The organism is Sulfurimonas sp. (assembly GCF_016744025.1).
Classification (GTDB): Bacteria; Campylobacterota; Campylobacteria; order Campylobacterales; family Sulfurimonadaceae; genus Sulfurimonas.
In genome coordinates, this window is sequence record NZ_JADGFC010000014.1 from 1 (window position 1) to 13,120 (window position 13,120).

The window sequence follows — 13,120 nt, forward strand, 5'->3', positions numbered from 1 at the left end:
GAAAAGTCTGCAATATTAACATTATTGTTAGCTAATGCAGAACCTATACTACCAATAACTCCAGGAACATCACTATTTTTAAATAAGATCATATCACCTGCAAGCGCTACTTCAATATCAAAGCCATCAATAGCAACGATACGTTTTATAGAATCATCAAAAATTGTAGCACTAATAGTTGTTGTACCTTCAGCAGTAGTAAGTTTTACAGTAATAAGATTTTTAAATACAGAAGAGTCACAAAGAGCTTCTGATTCAATTTTAATACCTTTTTCTTTAGCTACAAATTCAGCATTAACATAGTTAATAGTATCACTAGAGCTTTGACTCATAGAACCAACAGCTACAAAAGTTGATAAAGATTCAACATACTCAGCAATATCACCTTGACCACTAACTTTAATAGCTAGGATTTGAGATTTATTAATTTGAGATGCTAAGAAACCTATTTTTTGTCCCATTTCTAAAAATGGTTTTACAAATGATGGAATTTTACTTTCATCAATTGGTAGATTCATCGCATGAGCAAATGAAATGCCCTTAGCAGCTTCAATTGCATTTTGAGCAGCTTGAGTACCAATATTATACTGAGATTCATGTGTGTTAGCCCCTAAGTGAGGAGACACAATAATATTATCTAAGTCTAATAATGGGTGATCAATAGCTGGTTCTTTATTAAATACATCAAGACCAGCAAAACGGATTTTTTCAGATTTAAGACCATCGTAAAGTGCTTCTTCATTTATAAGACCACCTCTTGCACAGTTAACTAAAACTACACCGTCTTTCATCTGAGCTATTTCAGCTGCGTCTATAATATTAAGAGTTTCTTGATTTTTAGGAGTGTGAATTGTAATAATATCACAAGCTAAAATATCTGCAAAATCTTTAGCATAAGTCATATCAAGATCAGTAACTTTTGATGGATGTATGTAAGGATCATAAGCAACTATATCCATTTCAAAAGATTGAGCACGTTTAGCAACACGACTTCCAATATTACCAAAACCGATAACACCAAGTTTCTTACCCTTCATCTCATGTCCATACCATTTCTCTCTTTTCCAGATTCTTTGGTTTTTAAGATGGTCATGAGAGTATGGGAACATTCTCATACAAGAAAGCATATGTGTCATTGTAAGTTCAACTGCAGCTATTGTGTTCGCAGTTGGAACATTCATAACAATAATCCCTTCCTTAGAACATCCAGGAATATTTACATTATCAACACCAACTCCTGCTCTAACTATAGCTTTCATGTTAGTTGCATTTTTGATGAAGTTATCATCAATATCTGTTGAGCTTCTTGTAATAGCTACGTCAGCAGTTGGAATAATTTTTTCAACAAGTTCTGTTTTATCAACATCAGCTGCCATTGTAAAATTAATATTTTCATCATTGCGAAGCATCTCTAAACCAGCTTCGTGTATATGGTCACAAACTACGATTGTATGTTTTTTCATTATGCATCCTTTTTATACAGCTCTACTTTGGCTGAAATTTGATAATTTTTCAAGACTCTAACTAAAGAGTTTAATTTTTTAATATTTTTTGAATAGATTAACAATTCTACATTGCTTTTATCTCTTTTGAGATAATATCTTAACTTATGTTGTTTTAACTCTTCTTTTAGGCAGAAAAGTTGGTATGGATCTAAAAGAGAGGCGGATAGTTTATAAATAGTATGACTAGTTATTTTCTCAACTAAATCAATTTCTATGTAAGCTTCATTTACAGGATAAAAATATCCAAGTCTTTGAGTTTTAGAAAAATGATTTAACCATACTTCTTTTGATTTTTGCTGAACAACCGCACTCTTGTGCTCAAGCGGCTCAACATAATCAAGTTCTTGTGAAGGATTTATTGAGATTAAGAAAAAGATAATAAAAATGGCAACTCCAAGTGCTAAGACTGGAGTGAACCATTTTAAGACTTTTTGCATCTTATTGGAATTTATCTTTTATTAAGTCACCTAGAGAGTTTGATGTATTATCATTAATCTCTTCTAATAGTGCTTGATTTTTAATATAGTCTAATTTTTTAACAGATAAACGGATACGATCTCTACGAGTATCAATAACAGCGATAGCAGCTTCAATTTCTTGACCAGCTTCTAACTCTTCTTTTACTAGTGGAGTTAAATCTTCATCACGGATAAGTGCGTCAACACCATCTTCTAAAGATACGAATACACCAAAATCTTTGATATCACGAATAGTACCAGTTACTACAGAATTAACTTTGTTATTTGTAGCAAATTTGTCTATAGGGCTCTCTAAAAGAGTTTTACGGTTTAAAGATATTTTTTGGTCTTCAGCGTTGATTTTAGCAATTTTAACTTCAACTTCTTCGCCAGACTTAAGCAGGTCTTTACACTTAGTGTTTTTGTCCCAAGAGATATCTTGATTATGTAATAGACCTTCAACTGAACCAACACGTACAAACGCACCGAAGTCAGTAAGAGATGTAACTATACCAGTTACTACGTCACCTTCTTTAAAGTTTTTAATAAACTCATCAAATGGCTTTGGTAAAAGTCTCTTTAATGAAACACGTAACTTGTGAGTGTTAGGATTAATTTCAATAACTTCAACATCAATCTCTTCACCAACAGTTAAATAATCATTAGGATTTTTAACATTTTTGTTCCAAGTGATTTCTGAAATATGCAAGAAACCTTCGATATCATTTCCAAGATCAACAAATACACCATAAGCTTCAATATTTGAAACAGTTACAGTAATTGTGTCACCTTCATCTAATTCACTTTCAACTTCTGCCCATGGATCTGGTTGAACAGCTTTAATTGATAGAGAAAGATGTCTTTTATCTTTGTCATATGAAATTGCTTTAACAGTTACAATGTCACCATCTTTGTAAAGCTTTGAAGGATTAACTGGACCTTTGTAGCTAATTTCATTGTAGTGAACTAAACCATCAACACCACCAACATCTACGAACATACCGTAGCTAGTGATTTTTTTGATTGTACCTTCTACAATAATATCATCTTCCATTAGTTTGTCAATGATTTCTTTCTTTTTCTTTCTCTCTTCGTTAAATAATTTACGACGAGAAACTACGATTGAGTTCTCAGCAGCATCAACTTTAACAACTTGTGCTTTGATCTTACGACCAACAACATCGTCGCCATCTTTAAAAGCAGCTAAAGAACGAGGCATAAAGAAAGAAACATCATCAGCTTCTACTACATAACCACCACGATTTTTCTTAGTGATTATACCTTCGATAATTACTTCTTCGAAATCTTCTTTATGAAGTTCAATAAAGTCAATAGTCTTTTGTTGCTCTAAAACTTTTTTATAAGAGATTTTAGGACGCTCATTGTAGTATCCCATAACCATTACTTTAATCTTATCGCCAGTACTAAACATTAACTCACCGTCTTCACCACGGATTTCATCAAGGTTAACAATACCTTCTAGCTTATCGCCAACACCAACTAATGCTCTATTCTCGTCTGCTTGAATCTCAACAATCTCACCCTCTACGATGCGACTTGATTCTTGCTGCTTCTCTGTTGCTGCAAACATCTCTGCAAAATTTTCTTCTTCTTCAAATGATTCGTTATCGAACGCCATTACCTATCCTCTTGTTACATAAAAATTGCGTGATTATATCTAAATAATGTTGATTTTAGTATTAATATATAGGCAGAAGTGCTAGATGTTAATAAAAAAGCTATTTATTGACATTTTTTTCAATAGAGTTGACTACATTTTGAATAATCCAGTCAGGAGTAGATGCACCAGCACTTATCCCACAAAAAGTTTTTTCTTTAAACCAATCATAGTCTAAATCATTTTCATCTTCTATATGATAGCTGCTTTGACAATAGTCATCTGAGATGCTAAAGAGTTGTTTGGTATTTGATGAATTTTTCCCACCAATAATAATCATTACATCAGCTTTTTTAGAAATTTTTCTAACTGCTTCTTGATTCTCAAAAGTTGCATTACAAATAGTATTAAATACTCTAACTTCTTTATGCCTTGGAATAAGATAGTTAGCAACTTCCATATAATCTTCAACTTTTCTTGTTGTTTGAGCAACTAAGGCGACTCTCTCCTTGAGCTTTACTCCTTCTAAATCTTTAGAACATGTAACAACGATTGCTCCATAAGTAGCGTAACTCTTAACCCCTTTTATTTCAGGGTGAGCTTCATCACCAAAGATAACTATATCGTAACCAGCTTCACTCATCTCTTGACAAATTTTTTGAGGTTTAGTTACATATGGACATGTTGCATCTACAACATCTACTTTAGTGTCTTTTAATTCTTGAAGTTCTTCTTTGGGTATTCCATGCGTTCTAACTATTGCTTTTTCACCAGATTTAAAACTTTTATGGTCATTTGTAAGACCTACTTTAAAATCTTTTTCTAGTCTTTGTATTTCTTTAGAATTATGAATAAGAGGTCCATAAGTAGAAGAGTCTTTATTCTCTTCTGCTATTTTAATTGCTCTCTTTACTCCAAAACAAAATCCATAATTCTCAGCAAGTTCTATATGCATATTTATCTCCTTGATCAAAGAAGTGAATTCTTTGACAAATTCCCCTCACTAGAGCTAAGCCCCTGGGCTAAAATTTTTATTCTTCACTAATATCAAATTCTACTTTTGTAATTTTTTGCAATAGTTCAAAAAAGTTTGGAAATGATGTGTTGATACAATCTATATCAGTTACATCCATACCACATCTAATACCTGCAATAATAAAACTCATAGCTATTCTATGGTCACCATCACTATCTACTGTTGCGCAACTAAGTTCGCCACCTATAACTTTATATCCATCTTTATATTCATGTACTTCTATACCCGCAGAGCGTAGTCCCTCTACAACAGTAGAAATTCTATCAGACTCTTTTACACGAAGTTCCTCTGCATTTTTAATTATAGACTCGCCTTTAGCACATGCAAATGCAATTGAAAGTGCTGGAAGTTCATCTATAAGCCATGAAATATTATCTTCTACTGTAATCGCATGAAGAGGAGCATATTTTACATGTATATCTCCAATAGGTTCATATCTATTATCAGTTAATTTATAACTAATATTAGCACCCATTCTCTCCAATGCTTTAAATGCTTCTATTCGTGTTGGATTAAGAGTAACACCTTCTAAAATAATATTAGAATCTGGAATGATAGCAGCTGCAACTGCAAAAAAGAATGCACTAGATGGATCAGCAGGAACTCTAATACTAAGAGGTGAAAGAAGTTCTGTCATAGGCTTAATTGTGGTTTTTAGACCCTTTACTACTATATCAGCACCCATTCCCTTTAACATTCTTTCTGTATGATCACGAGATAATTCCGGTTCTGTATATGAACATACATCATTAGCACGAAGAGCTGCTAAAATCATACAAGACTTAACTTGAGCAGATGATATTTTACTCTTATAATCAAATGCTTTAAGAGATGCTCCACGAATACTAAGCGGAGCTAAGTTTGAATCTTCTCTTCCATCAATTACTGCACCTATTTCACGAAGAGGATTGGTAACACGTTTCATAGGACGTTTACGAAGGTATTTATCACCTGTTAAAACGAAATGTCCATTAGCTGAACTAAGTAATCCACAAAAAAGTCTTATACCTGTTCCTGAGTTACCACAATCAAGTATTTCAAACGGTTCTTTTATACCATCAGAAGAAATTTTAATAGTTTCTCCATCATCTTCAATAGTTGCACCAAGGTTTTTTACAATCTCTAAAGAGTTTAGAGTATCTTCTGCTCTTAAGAAATTTGTTATTTCACTAGTACCGTGAGCAAGCATTGCAAACATAGCACTACGATGTGAGATAGATTTATCTGGAGCTATATTATCAAGTTTTAAAGAAAACTTATCTGCTTTACTTACCTTTACTCTACTCATCGTAGACCGATTCCTAATTCACTGTTTAAAGATTTTAAAATTGCGTCCATTGATGAAGTAATATCATCTTCTTCTAAAGTCTTCTCAAATGATTGTAAAACAAAACGAATAGAAAGACTCATATTTTCACCCAAAGACTCATCGCTGTACTTATCTACAGGATAAAACCTTATAAGTTCTTCACTAGCAGATGCTTGAATTACAGCTTTAACTTTTTCATAACTCATTGCCTCTGGCATGATGACACTTAAATCTCTAAAAGAAGCTTGATATTTAGATGATTTTTTTGCAACTTTTAAACCATAAGAGAGTTTTAGGAAATCTAATTCACACATATATGTTGCTTCTAGTCCATAACTATCTTCTACGCTTGGATGAACACGGAATAACTCACCGATTATTTCACCATTTTGTAAAAGCTCTGCACATTGGTAAACATGAGAAAGTGAATGCGAAGTTTCATATTGACGAAGTTCAAATTCACCAATAACATCAGAAATTTTTTGCGTAAAAAGATTAAAATCAACCTTAGGTGGTTTTCCGGCATTTGCCAAATTTTCTTTTTGAGTATCTCCACTAAAAAGAAAAGCCATCTTTAAAGATTCTTCTCTCGTAGGGTTAAAAACAGAACCAACTTCAAAAAGTCTAACTGATGAGATTCCATTTTTAATATTTTGAGATGCTGCTTTTAAAAGACCTGTCATTAGTGTTGGTCTTAGAGTATCAAATGTATTAACAATAGGATTTAATAGTTCTAACTCTTCTTTTGTAGTATTAAATCCATATCCATTAAGAACTTTTTTCTCATCAAATACAAAAGCTACATTTTCAAAGAAGCCACTATGTGCTGCTTTATGTCTATAGATGCTACGTTTTTTGTATGCAAAATAATCATCTTCTAGCTTAGAAGACTCTGAGAAAACAAAAGGTTTAGATGGGATATTATCAATTCCAACTAAACGAACTATTTCTTCTACTATATCTTGTTTATGAGAGATGTCATGACGGAATCTAGGTACAGAAATCACAAAGTTTTCTGATGAAGATTTTGTTGTACCAAACCCTAGATTTCTAAGAATCTTAGTTATTTTAACCTTGTTTATCTTTGCACCAATTATCTCATCAATCTCTTTTTTTGTAACAGTTACAACTTTGTCTTCATAAGAATCACAAAGATCGATACTTCCACCAAATACTGATGACTTAGAGTTTGACTCTATTAGGTTTAGACAGAAGTTAAGACCTTGATTTAACTCAGGTTCACTTCCTCTAGATGTTCTATAGTACATAGGACCAGAGTCTATCTTAGACTCTTGCATCTTTTTAGAAATAATATCTGGCGGGATGTAACTAGCTTCTAATAAAACTTTCCCCTCATCGTAAGTAACTTTAGAAATATCTTCTTGAATAATTCCTACTGTTGAAGCTTTTTCTTTAGACATTATAGAAGCATATCCATTATCATCTTTTTTAAGTTCAACCTTAGCCATACTTTCATTCTCTGCGCAGAAAAAGTCATAGTTATAAGCTCTTAAAATTACACCGCTACTATGAGTTACATAAAGCATAAGTGCTTCTATGTCTGTTTCTCTAGAGTCTTCTATTTGTGCTAGTCTAAGTCTTACTATAAAAGGTAGACTTAAGTTCTTTAAGTCTATTGCTCTGTAGCGAAGATTAACGTCTAGTCCATTTTCATAAGAAAGACTTAAAATACGCCCTATCCCTACTCTTTTGTCTTCATCTTCATTTACATTAGTCTCTTTGATAGGTCTATCGTATGCAGCACTTAAATCTCTTGCAACACCTCTGATACTTAAACAATCACCACGATTAGCAGTTAATTCTATCTCGATTAAATCATCAGCGAAAGTAGGCAGAGTGCAGACTTCTTGACCTAACTTATACTTACCAACACTCTTGTCTAACTCCATGATTCCACTTTGGCAATCTTCAATACCAATTTCACTTGCAGAACAAATCATTCCCTCAGACTCAACACCACGAAGTTTAACAGGTTTAATAACTGTACCACTTGGCATTACAGCACCAATTGTAGCAACTACAACATTTAGCCCTGCTCTAACATTTGAAGCACCACAAACAATCTGACGAATGCTTGTTCCAATATCAACTTTACAAACGTTTAATTTATCTGCATCTGGGTGTTTTTCACACTCTAAAACCTTTCCTACAATTATCTTTTTAGGAATTTCATAACTATGAATACGATCAACTTCTAAACCTATTGAATTGAATGTTTTTGCTAAATCTTCAGTAGTTATACCACTTAGATCTATCCATTCATTTAACCAACTTCTGGTAACTATCATTGAAACTGCTCCAACAATTTAATATCGCCTTCAAATAGTGAACGAAGGTCTCCAATATGATGTATTAACATCGCAAATCTCTCAACACCTAAACCAAAAGCGTATCCACTTACATTTTTGTACTTCACTGCTTCAAAAACATTTGGATCAACTATTCCACATCCTAAAACTTCTAACCAACCTGTTTTAGAACATACTCTACAGCCCTTACCCTTACAAAATACACAAGAGATATCAACTTCTGCTGATGGTTCTGTAAAAGGGAAAAATGATGGACGAAAACGTACTTCTACCTCACCAAACATATATTTTAAAAAATCTTCTAAAATGTATTTCAAGTTAGCAAAAGAAACTTTTCCTTCTTCATCAACTAAAAGTCCTTCTACTTGATGAAACATAGGTGTATGAGTAAGGTCATAATCACGACGAAAGACGGCCCCTGGAGCTATCATACGAATAGGTGGTTTATTATTCATCATTGTTCTAATCTGAACTGGTGACGTATGTGTTCTCAAAAGTAGCTCATCTTTAAAATAGAAAGTATCTTGCATATCTCTTGCTGGATGATATTTTGGTAGGTTTAAAGCTTCAAAATTGTTAAAATCATCTTCTACCATATTACCTGTTTTCACAGCAAAATTCATTGCGCTAAAATATTCTACAATTCTATCCATTGTTTCCATTACTGGATGCAGAGCACCAGCTTCTGAGGAAACACTAAACATAGAAACATCTATAGCTTCTGCTTTCATAGCTTCTTTTAACTCTTGTGTTTGAAGAGTTATTTTTCTTGAAGTCATCTCATTCATAAGTGAACTTTTATGAGTATTGAGGTCCTTAGCTATTTTTGATTTTTCTTCATTGGGTGCTGTCTTCATTTTAGCAAATTCTGCTGCAAGAACACCTTTTTTTCCAAACACACAAATGCGAATTTCTTCAAGGCTATCAACACTTTGTGCTTCTTTTATTTTATCATACCACTCTTTCAATAGAGTCTCCATAATTGCAGGGCTTAACCCTCTTAAATTTTAAAATATATTATAGTCAAATATATTTTACATATAGCTTCATTTATAAATTTATGTGTTATAATTTACCTATAAGCTACAAATATAAAAGGAAAAAAAATGTGTTTATTTTGCAAAATAGTAAATAAAGAAATACCTTCAAATGTTATTCTAGAAGATGATAATTTTATCGCTTTTCACGATATTAATCCAAAAGCTCCTGTTCATATATTAGCAATACCAAAAGTACATGTTGATAGTTTCAATGAAGTTACTCCAAAGATTATGGCTGGCATGACAGAATTCATTCAAAATGTTGCACAAGAAGTAAACATACAAGAGAGTGGTTATAGAGTAATTACAAATATTGGAGATAATGGCGGTCAAGAAGTAAAACACTTACACTTTCATATTCTTGGTGGCGCTAAATTAAAATGGGACCATTTCACTGATGCAGATCCAAAAGGGCACTTCTAAATATGATTAAAAAATTAGTCATTGTTACTTATCTAACTTCAACTCTTTTAGCACAGAGTGCTCAAGACTTTAAGACTCAACAGATGCAAGAGTTCAATAAAGAAAAAAAACAGTTTGGCTTTTATAAAAAAAGTCAAACACAAGAGTTTGATGCATACCAAAAAGCACAAGATAAAGTCTATAAAGATTATAAAAAAGAACTTGGCGTTTTTTGGGATGAACCAAAAATCTCTACTAAAAAAAAATGGGTATCTTATACTCAAGATAAAAAAACTAGAACTGATGTAGATTTTTCTAAAGAAACTATTACAATAGAAACAATCGCTTCATCTCCCAAAGAGGCAAAACAAAAACTTCAAATAGCTCTGGCAAAAGTTGTAACTATAGATACAAAGAGTGTTCAAGAAACAGATCCTTTAGAAAAAAAGATTGCACAAATAAAAAAACCTGAGGGTGTTGTTATTTCAGATGTAAAAGCAGAACCAATTTTATCCACTATTGTATTTAAAAAAGAACCTACACAATCAAGCGTAAAACATTATGTAAATAAATATATTAAAAATGAAAATATAAAAACTAAAAACTCACAAAAAATAAAACATGCAAAAATCTATTCGGTTAAAGTCGATTTACCAAAAGATACAATGATTAAAAGATCAAGAATCTACTATGATGAAGTGAAGAAAAATGCTAGATTGCAAAAACTTCCAATGGCTTTAATTTTTGCTATTATGCATACAGAGAGTAATTTCAATCCAAGAGCAAGATCACATATACCTGCTTATGGACTAATGCAAATTGTGCCAAAAACTGCTGGTATAGATACATACAAATATTTGTATAAAAAGAAAAAATTAGTATCTGGAAGTTATTTATATAATAGTTCAAATAATATTAAAATGGGTACTGCCTATCTTCATATACTATACTATAAGTATTTAAAAGATATAAAAAATCAAGATACTAAGTTATTTTGTACTATTGCAGCTTACAACACTGGTGCTGGAAACATAGCATGGGCATTTACAAAAAATCATAATATGAAAAAAGCAGCACCATTGATTAATAAAAAATCACCTAATGAAGTTTATAATAAGCTTTTGAGAGATTTACGTTATGAGGAGCCAAAGCACTATTTAAAAAGAGTTTCTAAAAGAATGAGTGCTTACTACAAAATTTACGGTATTTAATTTATTTATAGGACAAACTCTAAAAAATACTTTTAGAGTTTTCTCCCCACTCTCTTTTTTGGACAGTATATGAAAACTCATATGCTATGATTATCAATACTGCTGTTGCCACTAACACTGTCGCCATTTCTATCATTATATCTTCCTTACATCTTATTTTTTATATTCTATAGAATAAAATCAATAAATGTAAAAAAAATGGCAATTTGTCATGGAATTTTAAAAATTAAGATGGACAGCTCTCTACTTCACCCATATCAATGTTTGATCCACCACCTGAAATCATCTCTTCGTTTTCACGAATTAGTTTTGAATTATGCGTTATAGAGTATGTGATAGCAGTAGTATCACGGATAGTATTTATAGTAGAACAATAAGTTTCTAAAGATGCCATAACCCAACGAGCAGCCATAGTATCATCAGCATCTGAGTTAAAACTATATGTTAGATGCAAGGTATTAAACTTACAAGGGTGAGCTTCATTTCTTACAACTTCACCATCTACAACTAAGTCAGTAACAATTTTATCTTGATTCTTTGGTATCAATATAATATCTGTTGCACTACATGTAATAATTGAAGACAAAAAATACTCTATTGGAGAGATAACAGGACAATCAATTATAAAACTACTTTTTGAAGTTTTAGCTTCAAACTTCATGCCATCTTGATGTGTAATACTTACTTTCATTATCTTAATCCTTAATTTTATTTCATAAAATGAAGGAAACCTCCATTTCTTTAAAATCGGTATCGGAAGTAATTCCGCTACCTACGCTAAGACCGCTTGGGTAACTAAAGCTAAGCTCTAAAGAGCTAAGAAGTTTTTAAATTGTTCTAACTGTTCTTTTGTTCTAACAGTAGCAGTACCACCAGCAGAAGTTCTTGCATTCATAGAATTTTTAAGAACTAAATACTCTAATACATCTTCATTTATTCTTGAGTCAATTTCTTTAAGATATTTTAATTCTATATTACTTAAATCTATTTTCAACGCTTCACTCTTAGCAACTGCATGTCCAGTGATAAAATGCGCTTCTCTAAATGGAATACCGCATTTCTCAACTAAGTAATCAGCTAAGTCAGTAGCTGCTAAATGTCCAACAGCACAAGCAGCTTGCATATTATGAGCTTTTACTTCCATAGTCTTGATAGCTTCTTTTAAGATTTCTAGAGATATTTGTGCAGTCTCAACAGCATCAAATACTCCCTCTTTATCTTCTTGAGTATCTTTGTTATAAGCTAAAGGAAGACCTTTCATAACCGTTAGAAGTCCCATAAGAGATCCATAAACACGACCAGTTTTTCCACGAAGAAGTTCTGGAACATCTGGATTTTTCTTTTGTGGCATTATTGATGAACCAGTAGAATACTCATCACTAAGTTCTACAAATCCAAACTCATAACTAGACCACATTACAAGCTCTTCACTAAGTCGTGATATATGCATCATCATAGTTGAGATATTAAATAAAATCTCTAGTGCAAAATCTCTATCACTTACAGTATCTAAACAGTTAACACTTACACTATCAAAACCTAAAAGTTGTGCACTCATATCTCTATCAATATTATGTGGAGTGCCAGCTAATGCAGCACATCCTAGAGGAGATACATTATTTCTTTTGTAAGACTCTTCAAATCTAGCGATATCACGTTTGAACATTGATAGATATGCACCTAAATGAAAACCAAAGTTAGTAGGTTGAGCATGTTGAAGATGTGTCATTCCAGGGATAAGTGTTTCTGTATGTTTATCAGCTACAACTATAATCTCTTTCATAAGAAGTTTAAGAGCATCTACTAAATCAAGGTTTCTTTTTAAAACCCAACGACGAAAGTCAACAGCAACTTGATCATTTCTACTACGAGCCGTATGAAGTTTTTTACCTGCATCACCGATAATAGCAGTTAAGCGTTTTTCAATTCCCATATGAAGATCTTCATCTCCAATTTTCCATTCAAATTTGCCTGATTCTATTTCATTTAAAACTTGATTTAATCCATCTGTAATTTGACGAAGTTCTTCAGTTGTTAAAATTTCTTGTTTGGCAAGCATTGCAGCATGAGCTAGAGAACCTTCAATATCTTCTTTATATAACTTTCTGTCATACATAATTGAAGCATTAAACTCATCTAATAAACTTGAAGCACTCGCAGAAAAACGACCTGACCACATTTTATCCATTATATTTCCTTAATTTATTTCTT

At 32.3% G+C, this 13,120-nt stretch carries 11 protein-coding genes; 2 read left to right on the forward strand and 9 right to left on the reverse strand.

The features are described from left to right. From serA to pheS, 7 genes are all read right to left on the reverse strand, one after another. The coding region (gene serA, locus QZZ48_RS03735; protein WP_294962100.1) for a phosphoglycerate dehydrogenase at positions 1–1,463 on the reverse strand (1,463 nt) is incomplete at its 3' end. After that, positions 1,463–1,942, reverse strand: a complete 480-nt coding sequence (locus QZZ48_RS03740) for a hypothetical protein (RefSeq protein ID WP_294962102.1) — start codon at positions 1,940–1,942, stop codon at positions 1,463–1,465. The genes serA and QZZ48_RS03740, both read right to left, overlap by 1 nt. A gap of 1 nt (position 1,943) precedes the next feature. After that, the gene (locus QZZ48_RS03745) at positions 1,944–3,602 is read right to left on the reverse strand and encodes a 30S ribosomal protein S1 (RefSeq protein WP_294962103.1); all 1,659 of its coding nucleotides are present in this window, start codon (positions 3,600–3,602) and stop codon (positions 1,944–1,946) included. 100 nt (positions 3,603–3,702) lie between these two features. Beyond that, a complete protein-coding gene (locus tag QZZ48_RS03750; RefSeq protein ID WP_294962105.1) occupies positions 3,703–4,536 on the reverse strand; it encodes a 4-hydroxy-3-methylbut-2-enyl diphosphate reductase in 834 nt (277 codons plus the stop codon). Between the two features lie 76 nt (positions 4,537–4,612). Then, positions 4,613–5,905 carry a 3-phosphoshikimate 1-carboxyvinyltransferase gene (gene aroA, locus QZZ48_RS03755; protein WP_294962107.1) on the reverse strand — a complete coding sequence of 431 codons (1,293 nt, stop codon included), beginning with the start codon at positions 5,903–5,905 and terminating at the stop codon, positions 4,613–4,615. Beyond that, positions 5,902–8,235, reverse strand: coding sequence for a phenylalanine--tRNA ligase subunit beta (gene pheT, locus QZZ48_RS03760; protein WP_294962109.1), 2,334 nt, complete (start codon positions 8,233–8,235; stop codon positions 5,902–5,904). The genes aroA and pheT overlap by 4 nt, the downstream gene beginning before the upstream one ends. Next, positions 8,232–9,224 (reverse strand): phenylalanine--tRNA ligase subunit alpha, encoded by a 993-nt coding sequence (pheS, locus tag QZZ48_RS03765; RefSeq protein WP_294962110.1) that lies wholly within the window; start codon positions 9,222–9,224, stop codon positions 8,232–8,234. Before pheS ends, pheT begins: the two co-directional genes overlap by 4 nt. Positions 9,225–9,362: 138 nt before the next feature. Here pheS and QZZ48_RS03770 point away from each other — a divergent pair, with 138 nt between their 5' ends. Together QZZ48_RS03770 and QZZ48_RS03775 are read left to right on the forward strand one after the other, a co-directional pair. After that, on the forward strand, positions 9,363–9,719 hold the full coding sequence (locus tag QZZ48_RS03770) for a histidine triad nucleotide-binding protein (RefSeq protein ID WP_294962111.1): 357 nt from the start codon (positions 9,363–9,365) through the stop codon (positions 9,717–9,719). Between the two features lie 2 nt (positions 9,720–9,721). Continuing rightward, positions 9,722–10,909 carry a murein transglycosylase domain-containing protein gene (locus QZZ48_RS03775; protein WP_294962113.1) on the forward strand — a complete coding sequence of 396 codons (1,188 nt, stop codon included), beginning with the start codon at positions 9,722–9,724 and terminating at the stop codon, positions 10,907–10,909. A 226-nt stretch (positions 10,910–11,135) separates the two neighbouring features. Here the strand turns inward: QZZ48_RS03775 and QZZ48_RS03780 are convergent, their stop codons facing one another. Then, complete coding sequence (locus tag QZZ48_RS03780; RefSeq protein ID WP_294962115.1) at positions 11,136–11,600, reverse strand: OsmC family protein; 465 nt, start codon at positions 11,598–11,600, stop codon at positions 11,136–11,138. A 117-nt stretch (positions 11,601–11,717) separates the two neighbouring features. Continuing rightward, positions 11,718–13,097: an argininosuccinate lyase gene (gene argH, locus QZZ48_RS03785; protein ID WP_294962116.1), complete on the reverse strand. Its 1,380-nt coding sequence runs from the start codon at positions 13,095–13,097 to the stop codon at positions 11,718–11,720. Positions 13,098–13,120: the final 23 nt, after the last annotated feature.